The 15806-nt window shown below is 57.3% G+C and carries 8 protein-coding genes; 3 read left to right on the top strand and 5 right to left on the bottom strand.

Annotated elements, in window-relative coordinates:
* Nucleotides 1-451: 451 nt before the first annotated feature.
* Together C7123_RS01440 and rlmD are read right to left on the bottom strand one after the other, a co-directional pair.
* Nucleotides 452-967 carry a DUF6630 family protein gene (locus C7123_RS01440; RefSeq protein WP_216820860.1) on the bottom strand — a complete coding sequence of 172 codons (516 nt, stop codon included), beginning with the start codon at nt 965-967 and terminating at the stop codon, nt 452-454.
* A gap of 41 nt (nt 968-1008) precedes the next feature.
* A complete protein-coding gene (gene rlmD, locus C7123_RS01435; protein ID WP_069175528.1) occupies nt 1009-2436 on the bottom strand; it encodes a 23S rRNA (uracil(1939)-C(5))-methyltransferase RlmD in 1428 nt (475 codons plus the stop codon).
* 171 nt (nt 2437-2607) lie between these two features.
* On the opposite strand from rlmD, the gene ppdK reads away from it, so the two are divergent.
* A complete protein-coding gene (ppdK, locus tag C7123_RS01430; protein ID WP_037983611.1) occupies nt 2608-5328 on the top strand; it encodes a pyruvate, phosphate dikinase in 2721 nt (906 codons plus the stop codon).
* A 602-nt stretch (nt 5329-5930) separates the two neighbouring features.
* Nucleotides 5931-6722, top strand: a complete 792-nt coding sequence (locus C7123_RS01425; RefSeq protein WP_069175527.1) for a M48 family metallopeptidase — start codon at nt 5931-5933, stop codon at nt 6720-6722.
* 140 nt (nt 6723-6862) lie between these two features.
* Here C7123_RS01425 and C7123_RS01420 read toward each other — a convergent pair whose 3' ends face one another.
* Nucleotides 6863-9370 (bottom strand): endonuclease MutS2, encoded by a 2508-nt coding sequence (locus tag C7123_RS01420; RefSeq protein ID WP_069176392.1) that lies wholly within the window; start codon nt 9368-9370, stop codon nt 6863-6865.
* A gap of 5 nt (nt 9371-9375) precedes the next feature.
* Nucleotides 9376-10803 carry a PDZ domain-containing protein gene (locus C7123_RS01415; RefSeq protein ID WP_037979315.1) on the bottom strand — a complete coding sequence of 476 codons (1428 nt, stop codon included), beginning with the start codon at nt 10801-10803 and terminating at the stop codon, nt 9376-9378.
* Nucleotides 10804-10952: 149 nt separating this feature from the next.
* On the opposite strand from C7123_RS01415, the gene C7123_RS12780 reads away from it, so the two are divergent.
* Nucleotides 10953-11276, top strand: a complete 324-nt coding sequence (locus tag C7123_RS12780) for a hypothetical protein (RefSeq protein ID WP_159049793.1) — start codon at nt 10953-10955, stop codon at nt 11274-11276.
* 7 nt (nt 11277-11283) lie between these two features.
* Here C7123_RS12780 and C7123_RS01410 read toward each other — a convergent pair whose 3' ends face one another.
* On the bottom strand, nt 11284-15762 hold the full coding sequence (locus C7123_RS01410) for a translocation/assembly module TamB domain-containing protein (RefSeq protein WP_237269256.1): 4479 nt from the start codon (nt 15760-15762) through the stop codon (nt 11284-11286).
* Between the last annotated feature and the right edge of the window lie 44 nt (nt 15763-15806).

Below are 15806 nucleotides of genomic sequence, written 5' to 3'. Positions count from 1 at the left end.
TGAACCCGTTTTCGATTCAAAAAAGACCTATTCTATTAGTAAGGTAGGGGCGTATTGCATACGCCCCACGTGTACCAGATGGCAGATTATATGATCTTTACAAGGCGACCTATAAGGCGCATATTTTTATGCCTCTAATTCAGGACCCTCCTAATAAACGATTCGGATTAAGTCGCTATTGGACTCAAAAAAGACCTATGCAAAACAGAGAGAACCTCTTTTTGATCCGAAGAGGGTCTATGCAAAAATGAGGCGCCCTATTTTTGAATCAGAATAAGTTTGTGCAAAACAGAGAGAACCTCTTTTTGATTCGAGAAAGGCCTATGCCAAATGGATTGGACCTTTTTTTGAATCAGAAAAGACTTGCGCCAAACGGAGGTACCCTCTTTTTGAATCAAAAAAGGCTCGTGCAAAATGAAGGAAACGTCTATGGGGTGAAAAAGTGGAGGCTTTATTTATACCGGTACCCGATTTGGCGCACTGCTTCCTCTACGGCGGATTGATCGGCTGTCCGATGGACGAAAAAAACGTACTCGTCAGCTTGCGTATCAATAAAACCGAGTTTCAAATCGTGCTTGCTGAGTGCCGCCTCATAGTCAGGAAAGACTTTCGGATCGTAGACAGGTGTATCGATATAATCCTGAGGATCAGGAAGGGAGATGCAGAGTCCAAAATTGTTTTTTACCGCATTATCGATCCTCCATTCCAACGTATCGACCTCCTCTTTCCAATCGACGGCCATGATGAAAAACAGATCGTGATCGTCTTCCCAGTCCATGACATAGTTGAGGGTTGTAAAATATCCGTCATCGCCCTCAAAATCGTTCAGGTTGTCAATAAAGACTGCCATTTCGTCCTGTTTTTCCTTCGCCAGACAGAGCGCGGCCAACGTTCTGTAGCCATTTTTCTCCGTGTCAGACAGCGGGCGAGGCTGTGGCGTCACATCGACCGTCTCGGACGTTTGCACCACTGCGGACGGCTTCCGTTTGAAACATTTGAAGAGTGACGCTAACATTTTTCTGCGCACTTTTTTCTCAGTAGAGCCACGTTTTCCACGTGATGCGTGTGGGGAAACATGTCAACGGGTTGGATGCGCACGATTTCGTATTGGTCCGCCATCCGTGCAATGTCGCGAGCCTGCGTCGCAGGATTACAACTGACGTAGACGATGCGCTCGGGTGCTGCTCGTAGGATGGTGTCAGTCACGTCGTTATGCATGCCCGTCCGTGGCGGGTCAGTGATCACCACGTCGGGTCGCCCGTGTGCCTCAATGAACGATTCGGTGAGCATGTCCTTCATGTCGCCCGCGTAAAAGACGGCATTTTCGATGCCGTTAAGTCCGGCATTCACGCGTGCGTCGTCGATAGCCTCCGGCACATATTCAATACCGATGACGCGCCGCGAGCGACGAGCTACGAAATTGGCAATTGTGCCCGTGCCCGTGTAGAGGTCGTAAACCGTTTCGCAACCGCTGAGCTCGGCAAATTCACGAACCACGGAATAGAGCCTGTAAGCCTGCTGACTGTTAGTTTGATAGAAGGATTTCGGCCCGACCTTAAATTGCAGGTTTTCCATTCGCTCGATCAAATGATCCACCCCGCGATAGAGGCGAATATCTTGGTCGGTCAATGTGTCATTACATTTTTCGTTGATGACATACATCAGGGAAGTGATCTCGGGCACCTCCGCGGCGATAAAATCGAGCAGCGCTTCCCTGCGCGCGCGATCCTCATAATAAAAAGCCATCACGACCATCACCCCGCCCGCTGATGAGGTGCGAATCATGAGCGTGCGAACGAACCCGGCGTTATTTTTTAGGTCAAAAAATGGGTAGCCATCGTGCGTGAGGCAATATTTTTTGACGGCGAGTCGGATGCGGTTCGACACGTCGTCCTGTAGGTGGCAGCGGCGAATGTCCAGCACCTTATCAAACATGCCCGGAATGTGGAAGCCCAGTGCATTCATGTCCGTGTCATTCCTTTCTGAATCAATCTCTTCTGCGGTTAGCCAGCGGCGATTAGAGAACGTAAATTCGAGCTTATTCCGATAGTGCGTCGTCTGCTCGGAGCCAAGAATGGGCTGCACCTCACGCGGCGTCACGTGCCCGATGCGAGTCAGGGCGTCGACAACTTGCTGCTGCTTAAAACGCAGCTGTTCTTCGTACGGTAAATGTTGCCACTTGCAGCCTCCGCACACACCGAAATGCTCGCAAAACGGATCCACGCGTAGTGGGCTCCTTTCTCGAAACGCGACAATTGTACCCTCTGCGTAATGACTTTTTCTACGCGTAAGTCGCACATCAACAACGTCTCCCGGGGCCGCCCAAGGGATAAACACCACTCTCTCGTCAATTCTTGCGACAGCTTTTCCTTCAGCCGCCACGTCCGTCACCTTCACGCCCTCAACGACGGGGCACGGTTTTTTCTTTCGTGTCAAAATTGCAATGCCATTTGAATTTTCAGGGGCGCAAAGGTATGGATAGCCTCAAGAAGACCTTGGCGCCAACCAGCACGATGAAAAAAACTGCGAAAACGGCGGTGTAACGAAAGCGTATATATTTGCCGCCGCTTAAAAAAACAGCGAGACACATAAAAAATATACGACCTAATGGAAGTAAAGAGAGTTTACACCTTCGGTAACGGAAAGGCCGAAGGAAAAGCAGATATGAGAAATCTGCTGGGAGGAAAAGGTGCCAATTTGGCAGAGATGAACTTGATCGGCGTACCCGTTCCACCGGGTTTCACGATCACGACGGACGTGTGCAACGAATACTATCGGATTGGAAAAGAGAAGATGGTCGAGTTGCTGCAAGACGATGTGAAAAAAGCGGTCGCTCACGTTGAAATGCTGATGAACTCCAAGTTTGGAGACGTGGAAAACCCGCTGCTGGTCTCTGTGCGCTCCGGTGCACGCGCCTCGATGCCGGGCATGATGGACACCATCCTCAACCTCGGACTGAACGACGACGTCGTGGAAGGCTTAACCCGCAAAACGGGTAACCCGCGATTCGCCTGGGACTCTTATCGTCGCTTTGTACAGATGTATGGCGACGTCGTGCTGGGCATGAAGCCGGAAAATAAGGAGGATATCGACCCCTTCGAAGAAATTATCGAAGATGTAAAGAAGGCTAAGGGTGTCAAGCTCGACAACGAACTCGAAGTTGAAGACCTGAAGGAACTCGTAAAGCGTTTTAAGGCAGCAGTGAAGAAGCAGACGGGAAAAGACTTCCCGACTTGCGCTTATGATCAGCTGTGGGGAGCCATTTGCGCCGTGTTCGACTCTTGGATGAACGAGCGCGCGATCCTTTATAGGAAGATGGAAGGCATTCCCGCTGAATGGGGAACGGCAGTGAACGTGCAAGCGATGGTGTTTGGCAACATGGGCGACACATCGGCCACGGGCGTTTGCTTCTCACGCGACGCGGCAACTGGCGAGGACCTTTTTAACGGCGAATATTTGATCAATGCACAAGGCGAGGACGTCGTAGCCGGCATTCGTACACCGCAGCAGATCACCAAGATCGGCTCACAGCGTTGGGCAGAACTGGCGGGAGTTTCCGAGGCCGATCGTGTGGCCAAATATCCTTCCATGGAGGAAGCCATGCCCGAGATTTACAAGGAACTCGATGAGATCCAGACCCGCCTCGAGAACCATTATCACGATATGCAGGACATGGAGTTCACCGTACAGGACGGTAAGCTCTGGTTCCTCCAGACGCGAAATGGCAAGCGTACAGGTTCGGCCATGGTGAAGATCGCGATGGACCTGCTCCGTCAAGGTATGATCGACGAAAAGACCGCCATCAAGCGCATTGACGCCAATAAGCTCGATGAATTGCTCCACCCGATTTTCGACAAGGAGGCGCTGAAGAAAGCGAAGGTGTTGACGCGTGGATTGCCCGCATCACCGGGCGCTGCGACGGGCCAGATCGTCTTTTTTGCCGACGATGCCGCCGAATGGCACGCCAAGGGACATCACGTGGTGATGGTTCGCCTCGAGACGTCGCCAGAGGATTTGGCAGGTATGGCTGTAGCCGAAGGTATTTTGACGGCTCGCGGTGGTATGACCTCGCACGCTGCTGTGGTGGCTCGTGGCATGGGTAAATGCTGCGTATCGGGCGCAGGCGCACTGAACGTAGACTACAAGAATCGCACAGTCGAAATTGACGGCGTGAAGCTGAAAGAAGGCGACTATATCTCGATCAACGGTTCGACCGGTGAGGTGTACGAAGGCGAAGTGCACACGAAGGCAGCCGAGCTGTCAGGCGACTTTGCAGACCTGATGACGCTGGCAGACAAGTACGCCCGTCTCAAGGTGCGCACCAACGCCGATACGCCACACGATGCACAGAGCGCACGCAACTTTGGTGCTGTAGGTATTGGCCTTTGCCGTACGGAGCACATGTTCTTCGAGGGAGAAAAGATCAAAGCCATGCGCGAGATGATCTTGGCTGAAAATGCAGAGGATCGGAAGAAGGCACTGGCGAAGATCCTGCCTTATCAGCAGGACGACTTCAAAGGTATCCTGCGTGTGATGGCAGGTTATCCCGTGACGGTTCGCTTGCTCGATCCACCACTGCATGAGTTCGTTCCGCACGATGAGAAGGGTCAGCAGGAGATGGCTGAAGCGATGGGCGTGAGCCTCGCATACATCCGTCAGCGCGTGGAAGCACTCCACGAGCAGAACCCGATGCTCGGTCACCGCGGATGCCGTCTGGGCAACACCTATCCGGAGATTACGCAGATGCAGACACGCGCCATCCTCGGTGCTGCACTCGATCTGAAGAAGGAAGGCGTGGAGACCCATCCGGAAATCATGGTGCCGCTGACGGGTATCCTCTACGAGTTCAAGGAACAGGAAACCGTGATCCGTGCCGAGGCCGAGGCACTCTTCGCCGAGCGTGGAGACAGGATTGATTTCCTCGTGGGTACAATGATCGAGGTGCCACGTGCCGCGCTGACAGCTGACCGCATCGCTACGTCTGCAGAGTTCTTCTCGTTTGGCACGAACGACTTGACGCAGATGACTTTCGGTTATTCGCGTGACGACATCGCCTCCTTCCTCCCGATCTATCTGCACAAGAAGATCCTGAAGGTGGATCCGTTCCAGGTGCTCGACCAGAAGGGCGTTGGCTCGCTGATCCGCATGGCTACCGAGAAGGGACGCTCTGTTCGCCCGACGTTGAAGTGCGGTATCTGTGGCGAACATGGTGGCGAACCCTCGTCCGTGAAGTTCTGCCACAAGGTAGGCCTCGACTATGTCAGCTGCTCGCCGTTCCGTGTGCCTATCGCCCGGGTCGCTGCAGCACAGGCAGCCATCGAAGAGTAATTCGACAAACCGAAGAAAGAGCGCATGAGGCGCATCGCCGCCTTTGCCTCTCTTTCGTGCCATATGCGAAAGCCGACTTATCCCCCGACGAAAAGGGTGGGTAAGTCGGCTTTGTTTTTTGGAGGTGGGGGATTCATGGGGAATCCGCGGCGCGGAAACCGTTCAAACAGGTGTTTTGACCCGAGATGAGGCTCAGAAGCGATTCAAACAGTTGTTTTGACTTGAGATGAGGCTCAGAAACGATTCAAACAGGTGTTTTGGCCCGAGATGAGACTCAGAAACGATTCAAACAGCCGTTTTGACCCGAGATGAGGCTCAGAAACGATTCAAACAGGTGTTTTGACCCGAGATGAGGCTCAGAAACGATTCAAACTCTGGTTTTGATCCGAGATGAGGCTCAGAAGCGATTCAAACTCTGGTTTTGATCCGAGATGAGGCTCAGAAACGATTCAAACAGTTGTTTTGACCTGAGATGAGGCTCAGAAACGATTCAAACTCTGGTTTCGATCCGAGAAGCATTATTGAGCAGGGGGAGACGAACCTTTTCCGGCTCTTTCCTGCGGAGGCGTACTTTTGCGGCGAACTAATCAATAGACACGGAAATGAAAAAGATCATTGGATTATGCATGCTGCTCGTTGTGGCGGCGTGCAGCGTTGTCCCCCTGACAGGTCGGCGGCAGATGCTGCTCGTATCCGACTCGGAGCTGCTTACGGCCAGCCTGTCGCAGTACAACGCTTACATGAAAACGGCGGTCAAATCGAGCGACAAGGCGAAAACCGAAAAGGTCGTACGCGTCGGCCGACGCATTGCCGCAGCTACGGAGGAATATCTGCGCCAAAATGGCATGGAGAGCGAGTTGCAGAACTTCCGCTGGGAGTTTAACCTGATCAAGGACAAGCAGCACAACGCCTTCTGCATGCCGGGCGGGAAGATCGTGGTCTACGAGGGGATCCTCGACCTGACACCGACGGACGACGACTTGGCCGTGGTGCTTGGACACGAGGTGGCGCACGCTGTGGCCAAGCATAGCAATGAGCGCATGAGCCAACAACTGGTGGCACAATATGGTGCGGCCATCCTCGGCGCGGCGTTGAGTAAGAAGTCGGCCGCTACGCAGCAGCTCGCCTCCACGGTCTTCGGACTCGGAACGCAGGTGGGCGTCATGTTGCCCTTCTCACGCAAGCACGAGTCGGAGGCCGACTATATGGGGCTGGTGTTTATGACCATGGCGGGCTACAACCCGAACGTGGCTGTGGGCTTCTGGCAACGCATGTCTCAGGGTGGGTCGAGCGTGCCCGAGCTGCTTAGCACACACCCGAGCGACGAGACGCGTATCGCTGCCATCCGCCGCTATCTGCCAGAAATGGAGAAATACAAGCGGAGAAAGAACTGAGAAACGAAAAACGAAAAATGAAAAGTCCTCCGGGCGCAAGACTTTAAGGTCTCGTCGTCCGGAGGACTTTTCGTTTTATGGTGTGTGCCCGGTCGGCTAATGACCGATTGGGGCTGGTCGGAAATCGTTTTTCTTTTCCCCTACTCGAGATCCACGACGGTGATGCCGGCGCCACCGAGGCGGATGTCTTCGTCGGCGAAGTGGGCGACGCCGGGGACGGTCGGGAGGTACTGTCGGATCAGCTGGCGGAGGATGCCGTTGCCCGTGCCGTGAAGGATGCGGACGCGGTCGGCGCCGACTTGGATGGCGTCGTCGATGAAGTAGGTGACAGCTTGCAGCGCCTCGTCGCCACGCATGCCGCGGAGGTCGATCTCCTGGCGGAAATGCAGGCGTTTCTCGTGCATGGCATCGGCCGTGTGTGCACTGAGGAAGGTGGCGCTGCGCGTCGTGGCACGCTTCAGGGCGGCCTGGTCGACGCGCTCCAAGCGCTCCGTGGCGACGGTGCTCTTGATCGTCCCGAAGGCTACGACGGCCTGCTTGCCTTGTATTTCCAAGACGCTTCCGACGGCCGTCTGGCCCTTCATGCGCACCGCGTCGCCCGTGGCCAGTGGCCGTTCGGCCTTTGGCTGAGCGGCAGAGGGATTGCTTGCAGTGGGCGACTGCTTCTTGCTTTTGCGCTCCTTGCGCCGCTCTTGACGTTGGCGCACCTGCTCCATCTTGCGGGCGATGCGTTCGTCGTCTTCGTTCGTTTGGCTGACGGTCTCTTTGAACGCGTCCAGTTCGCGGCGTGCGGCACGCGTGCGTTCCTTCTCGGCCTGCGCCTCGCGGATCTCGCGGATCGTATTCTCGATGCGGGCATTGGCTTCGCCGACGATGCGTTGTGCGGCCTCTTTGGCCTCACCGATAATCGCCTTCCGTTGGTTGTTCACGGACTCGAGATCTTGTTCGTAGCGCGCGACCAGCTCCTCGAGTTGCTTCTCGCGGCGGCGGATGTTTTGTCGCTTGTTTTCCCAGTAACGCTTGTCGCGGACAATGTCCTGGAGATACTTGTCCATGTCGACGTAATCGCTGCCCACCTTTTCGGAGGCTTCGGCGATGACATCGTCAGGCAGGCCGATCTTGCGGGCGATCTCGATGGCGAATGAGCTACCGGGATGGCCGACGGAGAGGCGGAAGAGCGGCTGCATGAGGTTGCGGTCGTAGAGCATGGCGCCATTGACGACGCCCTCGTGATCCTCGGCGTACTGCTTGAGGTTCTGGTAATGCGTGGTGATGACGCCGAACGCGCGGTGACGGTTGAAGCGCTCGAGCAACGCCTCGGCCAGTGCGCCGCCAATGAGTGGCTCTGTGCCGCTACCGAACTCGTCGATGAGCAGCAGCGTGCGCTCGTTGCCGTGACGGACGAAGTACTTCATGTTCGTCAGGTGTGAGCTGTAGGTGCTGAGGTCGTTTTCGATGCTCTGTTCGTCGCCGATATCGATGAAGATACGCTCGAAGATGCCCGTGCGGGAGTGCTCGTGGAGCGGAATGGGGATGCCGCATTGGAGCATGTATTGTAGCAGTCCGACGGTCTTCAGACAGACGGATTTCCCTCCGGCGTTGGGGCCGGAGATGATGAGCAGTCGGCGGTCGCGATCGAGGGAGAGGTCGAGCGGAACGACCTCTTTGCCGGCTTTGCGGTGGGCGAGGAGTAGGAGGGGGTGAACGGCTTCCTGCCAGTCGATCAGCGGCTCGTTTTGGGGCAGCGTGACGATGGCGCCGATGCTTTCGGCGAAGCGGGCTTTGGCACGAATAAAGTCGATGACGGATAGGAATTCGTAGGACTGGATGATGTCCGGCACGAGTGGGCGGAGCACGTCGGTGAAGGCGGTCAGGATGCGGACGATCTCGCGTCGCTCCTCGGCTTCGAGTTCGCGGATGCGATTGTTGGCTTCGACGACGGCTTCGGGCTCGATGTAGACCGTCTTGCCGGTAGCTGATTCGTCGTGCACGATACCGCGGATTCGTCGCTTGAAGGCGGGGGCTACGGGGATGACGAGTCTGCCGTCGCGCATGGTGGGCGCCGTGTCACGATCCACCCAGCCTTCAGCCTGCGCCGAGCGGAGGATGGACTGCAGGTTGCGGGAGATGCTGCCCGAGACGGCCGACATGTCGCGGCGGATACGGGCCAGCTCAGCCGAGGCGCTATCCTTCGTGCGGCCGTAGCGGTCGAGGATGGCGTCGATGTCGCGCACGAGCTGTGGGAAGACGGGCACTCGGCCGGCCATTGCGGCCAACACGGGATACTCCGGCTGGGCGTCGTCGCTCTTGTCCACGGGCCGAAAGAAGCGCGTGATGTCGACGATGGTCTGCAGCGAGCGTTTGAGGTCGAACAGCTCCGGCTCATCGGCGAAGGTGCCTTCGGGCCGTATGCGGCTGAGGGTGGGACGGACGTCTATAAAATAATTTGCAGGGAAAGCACGCTCCCCCTGCAAAATGCGGACAAACTCGCCTGTTTGTTCCAACTCTTCGGCTACGACCGTCGCATCGGCCGAGAAGCGAATCGCTTCTACTTGCTCGCGACCCAGCGAACTGAGGCATTGCGCGGCGACCAGTTCGCGGATCTTGTCGAAGCCGAGTTTATGTTCAAAGTTTTCCGGATAAATCACGTAGTTCAATTCAGTTCGATCGTCTTTTCGGAGCGCAGCTCAGGACGGATGATGTACTCCAACTTCTCCGTGCCGCGGCGCAGGTGCAGGATGCAGACGTTGGCGCCGGTGCCTTCGGGGTTGACGTAGGGGGCGAAGAAGTAGAGGTAGGAGAAGGCGGTCATATACTTATCGGTCTCGAAGATCTTGGCGATCTGGGGGTACTTGAACTTGTCCCAGAACATGCAGTTGGGGAAGCCGTTGGCGTTGGTGAAGCGGGTGCCACTGTCGCGATATTTGAGCGTGTTGGTGATGAACTGGCGATAGGCGGCGGTGAACTCGTCGGCCGTGTGATCCATACGCTTGCCGTTGATGCGGTCGATGATGTCTCCGCGCTGGATGCCGGCTTTGGAGGCGGGCGATCCGTAGTCCACGTCGACCACCTTGTTCAGCTCATAGATGCTGTAGCGGATGCCGGTGTAGTTGTGGCTATTTTTGGTGAGGATGAACTGGGCGTTGCGCTCGTACTTGACGTAGGGGAACTGCATGCACATGAGGGGGATGTGGATCGAGGCGTACTCATCGACGGCGTAGGGGCTGCTCATCAGTTCGTTGGCTTCGCACTCCCAGAGGACGCGGCCGCGGACGTAGCGCTGATCGATGAAGCGGATACCGAACTGAAGGATGTATTCGGCTTCGCTTTCGGGGGTGTTGGCGTCGTAGAAGGGGAATTTGGTGACGCGGTCGCGGGTGATGTCGTAGCGGAAGGTGGGCGACTGTTCGGCGGTCTCGCGGCTCTTCTTCTTAAAGTTGGGGTTCTTGTTGAACTTGTAATAGGTCTGGATGGTGAAGTCGGGCTTGATGGATTGTTGGCGGAGCCCCTTCTTGGTGAGTTCGGTTTTGAGGACGTTGTTGATGACGGATTCGATCTTGGAGATCGTGTGGTCGTCGGTGTCGGTGAAGTCGAAGGTAGTGAACTGCGAAAAGTCGACTGCGGCATCGGTCGTTTTGGTCATGAAGGGGCAGATGAAGAGGCGGTCGTGTGTGCTCTCGACGCTGTACATGGAGAAGGCCGTGGCGAGCTGTTCTTCGCCAAGTGAGAGGGCGGAGGTGCACTCTTTCTCGAGGGTCACCTCGCGGTTGTTGCTGCTGAAGTTGTGGATGGTGAGGCGCACTTCGCGCACTTCAGGGTCGGAGATGAGCGAGTCGACGTCGTCGGGTGAGATCTCTTCGATCCGAGCGCCATTGATGCGTTCGATGATGTCGTTTTGCTTTAGGCCTGCTTTTTCGGCCGGCGAGTTGGGGTAGACTTTCATGATGACGGGTTTGTCTTTCCCCCAGTTTTTGTTGTTGCTGAATTCGTAACTGAATCCCAGGCGGCAGCTCTGGGGTTCTTGTGCCGTGGTGATCCATGCGGTACAAGCCAAAAGGATCGAACAGAGAAGGAACTTCATACTTACTTACTACTTGTTTTATTGGGAATAAAAAAATGTGACTGCGTTTTGCGACGCGCTTAACGGCGGCAAAGATATAGCCAATCGGAAATGCGTCCACGAACCTTTCTACGTATCGGATAGGCGTGTTGGCCTTTGTAGCACAAATAATGCGTGAGTTCGACGAACGATTGCCTCAAGGGAATCGGCCGCCACAAACTTTTTCGGCTCATTTCCTTGAGGAAATCAGCCGCCACAAAACTTTTTCGGCTCATTTCCTTGAGAAATCGGCCGCCACAAAACTTTTCGGCTCATTTCCTCAGGAAATCGGCCGCCACAAAACTTTTCGGCTCATTTCCTTGAGAAATCGGCCGCCACAAAACTTTTTCGGCTCATTTCCTCAGGAAATCGGCCGCCACAAAACTTTTCGGCTCATTTCCTCAGGAAATCGGCCGGATGTGGATCGCCTCCGTATCAAACTCACGATACGCTGAGGGGCGCCTACTTCGACTGAACGGGGCGCAGTGAACGGCGGCGGATCAGCTCCGCAGGCGAGGTGAAGTCGCGGTGGAAGAGGATGCCGACGCCTTGGCGGGTGAGCGATTTGAAGTTGTAACGATAGAGATCGTTGGCGTGGCTGTAGGCCTTGAGGCGGATGTCGCCGGTGGGGCCCAGCAGGTATTCGAGGTCGAACTCGCCGATGAAGGCGTTGCGCTGGATGTAGTTGCCGCGGTAGCCGAAGTTGCCATTGAAGAGGAGGCGATTGTTGAGCAGGCGGCCGGAGAGGAGCATTTCCATTTCCGTGTCGCTGTCGCTGGTGCCGTCTTGCTGGGTGCGGATGTTGGTGCCGATGCGCACTTTGTCGGTCAGGCTGCTGAGGATGCCCGAGAGCTGCGCCGAGAGGGCGGACGAGGCCACGGCGTTGAGCTCGCCGGCGCGGAAGCCGTTGCCGGAATAGCCGGGCGTGTAGAAGCGGCCGATGGCGAGGAGGTAGATGATTTGTCGCGTCATCATGTCCTCGGTGCCGATGAAGGCGCGCACCTGTCGGGCCAGCTCGCCGGTGGAGTTGGGGAACTCCATGTCGAAGGCGATGGCGGGCGAGGTGAGGCGGCCGTTGAGGCGCAGGATGCAGTTGACGGGGATGGTGCGCTGGGAGCCACTTTCGCTGGCCAGCCGCTCGTCCAGGTCCTCGATGTCGGCCTTGAGGGCGTAGACGGCGCTGAGGTCGAGCAGGGCATCAGTGGGGTTGCCGCGGAAGTCAATGCGACTGCCCTCGCGGATGCGGAACTCCTTGCGGAGCACTTGCTCGAGGCTGAAGTTGTAGTTGCCCTCGCGGATGGTGTAGGTGCCGTACAGGCCCAAGTCGGCGTTGGTGGAATACTTGATTTGTAGGTTTCCGGTGCCGTTACCGCGGATGCGATCGCCTGCGATGGGGTCCATGACGAGTTCGAAGGTGGCGTCGGGGGTGATGTCGGTGGTGATGTTGATACGGATCTCGGTGGCGTCGTCGTCCGCTGTGGGCACGATGAGCGGGGGGCGGAGGGCAAGGGCGGTGTCCGTCAGGACGGGGGGGAGGAAGCGGATGAAGCCGTAATCTTCAGCCGAGGAGGCGGAGTTAAAGTCGAAGCTCATGGCCGTCTGACGGTCGGTGGTGACGGCGGCGTCGATGTCGATCAGCTGCTCTGTACCGCGGAGGCGAGCCGTTCCGGTGCCGCTGACGGAGCCATAAATGCGGGGGTTCATCTTGCGGGGCACGTCGTAGAGGAGCAGGTTGCGGGCGGCGATGTCAGCTTGGAAGGCGAAATTCTCCAAGTGGTTGTGTCGGACGGTGAAGTCCAGCGTGCCGGTGTGTCCGTTGCGGTCTGTGAGGGTGATAGCGCGGCCTTCAATGGCGGTCGGGGTGAGGCGTACGGAGTCGTTGAAGCTGTAGACCGTGTTGAGGAAGTCCACGCCGATACGTCCATCACGGATCATGGCGCTACCCTCGAAGTTGATTTCGGAGAAGGTGCCATAGAGGCGCATGCGCCCCGTGGCGCGTCCATCGAGGGTATGCGTGAAGGCGTCGAGATAGGGACGGAGTAGGCCCACGTCGAGGTTGTGGGCGTCGAATTGGAGCGCCAGACCGGCACTGTCGCCCACGGGGAAGATGTAGCCGTTGACGTCGGTGAAGGTGGTGGAGTCTTTGAAGATCGTACCGCGCATGAGGATACCGTTTCGGGCGTTGTCCCACGCGCTGAAGAGATTAAGGCGGCCCTGTACGACGTCGTTGAAGGCGAAGTCACGAATGTCCAGGTCGGTGCTGATGATGCGGCTTCCGTAGAGGTCGTTCAGGCGGACAGTACCCGTGGCGCGGCCTCCGAACTGTAGCACGGGGATGTCGACGATGCGGAAGATGTCGCGTAGCTCGAGGTCGTTCAGGTCGAGTAGGAGCGTCTCCTGTGGATCGCGTTCGGAGAGTCGACCGTTGATGCGCAAGTATTGCGAGCCGTTGGCTAAGTGGATGTTGCGGATAGTGATGTCGCGGCCGTCGATGGTCACGGAAGCCGGCTCCGTCTGCCAGGTGGAGTCGCGGATGACGAGGCGATTCGGCTCCAGATCGATGTCGGCCAGCAATGCCTGTCGACCGTCCGCGCCAGTGTGCATGCTGAACCGCGTGGCGGCCGATAGCGCCAGATCTACGCCGGCCTCCGGGTAGCGGAAGGCTAAGCGCGTCTTCAACCGGTCGCTTTCCGCCTCCGCTTCTACGTGGATATGGCTCAAGTTGCCTTCTTGCTGCATGCGATCGGCTTCAATCTGCACGCGTACTGGGCCGTCGGCATTGTCGGCAGTGAGCTTTCCGGCGCGGAAGGTGGATCCAGCCGCCAGAAAGTGGGGCAAGTCTGCCGTGAGATGTACACGCCCCGTGCGGCCGTCATAATCTGCGGCGATGGTGGCTGGCTCCACGACGGTGACGGGCAGTCCGAGTAGGCGCGAGAGTACTTCCGTGTTCCGCACCGACGCAGTCAGGGAGAAGCGTGGCGACTCACCGGCGGTGGCAGTTCGTTTGGCGGGTGCTTCAAAAACGGACGGTAAGCAGGTGTGCATCACTTCACGGAGTGCCACGGGAAGGTCAGCCACAGCGAAGGCACCGCGCAGCTCTCCATCTAAGAGCTCCGAGTGCACTGCGATACGTCGGTCGGACGGTTGGCCGTCAGCCTCAATGCAGACGGATCGGAGCGCGAGGCTATCGGTGCGGGTGCGGAAGACAGGGGCGTCGATGCAGACCGTGCCACGAAAGTTGTCTGGGCTGTTACCAGTGATGTTACTGCGGATGGCAAAGCTAAGGTCGGGCTCTTCGTAGCGGTCAGTTAGACGAAGTCGATCGGGGCGTAGATGGTGGACGATTGCTGTGAAGTCGAACGCGGACGCTGCGCCGTTGCTCAGGAATAGGCCGTCGGCATGTAGGCTGCCATTCGGATCGTCCATGCGTACGCTGCCACGAAACTCGCGCGGTCGGAAGCTGCCGTCGAGCTCGATGTTCTCATATCCGTATTGGTTGTACTCCAGCCGGTCGATTCGCGCGCGGACGATGCCTGCCAGATCGCCGCCCGTGGGCTGTGACGCGTCGAGCTCTGCGCTGAAACGTACGTTGCCGAATGCATTGCCCTCATCGAAGAGGCGATGCATGTCCAGATCGGACGACTCTATCCGTCCTTGTAGCGACGTGGCTATCCGTTGGCTCCGGTCTCGCCCGATCATGATGTCCATGGCAAGTCGGCCCACGTCGGAGTTCAGCGTACCGTATGCGACGAGCTTGTCCAGGAAGCCGGAGATTTCCCCCGAGAAGTGTAGCGTGCCTAACCGCTCAATGACCGAAGGGAGTGCGGCGGACGGATCGTCACCTAACCGCCGGAGGAGCATGCCGGCACCGGCCGTGGTGACTTGTAGGCGGGACACGCGACCATCCATGTAGAGACGTTGTGCATGACGCACGTCGCGAAGCGCAGCCCGTGCAGTGAGCGATAGCGCTTCACCTTGGCTCACCGATAGCTTATCGAGCACGGGATTGTTTAAGGTCCCGGACACGGTGGCTGCTACGCGCAATGTCTCAGGCAAATCGCTGAGTGCGGGCACTAATGCTCCGAGGTCTGCGAGGCAAACCTCCGAGGGCTGGAGGTTGAGGCGGATCGGTGTGTCGTCCGAGTCGAGAGGCAGGCGGGTAGTTGCTACGGCGATGTGTAGGTAAGTGCGCGGTAGGTGGAGTAGGAGATGGCGAAGCTCGAGCTGCTTCCCGAGCTTGCGGAGGTTGCCCGACAGATGGCGGATCTCCAATCCCGATCGCTCGCGGAATCGTAAACGGTGCACTTCGACACGAAGCCGGTCGCCGTGTAGTTCGTGAAGCGTAGCTTTTGCGTCGATGTCGTCGGCGCGGAGGTGGGTGGCATCGAATCGGCCGGCGAGTGGTTTGTCGCGACCTACGTCGTAACTCATTCGTCCGCGGGAGAGTCGGATGCCGCGGATTGCCAAATCGATGCCGCCGGTCGAAGTAGTGTCTTTCGAGGCAAGCGCGTCGAAGATGAATTGGGCATTCAGCGGGCTGTCGGGGTTCGCTTTCCGGAGTTGGATGTCGAAGCCGATGAGTCGGGCGGAGGTAAAACGGACTTGCCCGAGCAAGAGCGCACCCAGATCGATACCGCCCGAGAGTCGGTCGGCACGAAGCAGCGGACGGCCCGATAGGTCGTCGATGGCGACATGGCGAAGCGTCAGCCCGTCGGGCCAGGTGATATCGACCTCGCCGAGCTTCACCGGTGCCCCGAGCTTAGCCGTCAGCAGGTGTGAGGCCCCTTTGGCGAGGTGTCGCTGAACCGCAGGCACATGCACGAGTACTACGGGGAGTCCGTAGAGTAGCAACGCGACGGCCAGTAGGGCAATGAATATGTACTTGAGGGTCTTAATATCCGTGTATCGTGTGTAGGAGGCTTGCCCGATGATTGGGCACACCGTCCTGTTTTGAGTAGTGCAAAAATACGGTACTCAGCGCTAAC

Origin of the sequence: Tannerella serpentiformis (assembly GCF_003033925.1) — a bacterium.
GTDB classification, from domain to species: domain Bacteria; phylum Bacteroidota; class Bacteroidia; order Bacteroidales; family Tannerellaceae; genus Tannerella; species Tannerella serpentiformis.
This window is presented reverse-complemented; position numbering and strand designations above follow the sequence as displayed.

Coding starts and splice junctions, on each gene's coding strand:
- ppdK (WP_037983611.1), top strand. CDS start 2,608: ATGGAAGTAAAGAGAGTTTACACCTTCGGTAACGGAAAGGCCGAAGGA.
- C7123_RS01425 (WP_069175527.1), top strand. CDS start 5,931: ATGAAAAAGATCATTGGATTATGCATGCTGCTCGTTGTGGCGGCGTGC.
- C7123_RS01415 (WP_037979315.1), bottom strand. CDS start 10,803: ATGAAGTTCCTTCTCTGTTCGATCCTTTTGGCTTGTACCGCATGGATC.
- C7123_RS12780 (WP_159049793.1), top strand. CDS start 10,953: ATGCGTGAGTTCGACGAACGATTGCCTCAAGGGAATCGGCCGCCACAA.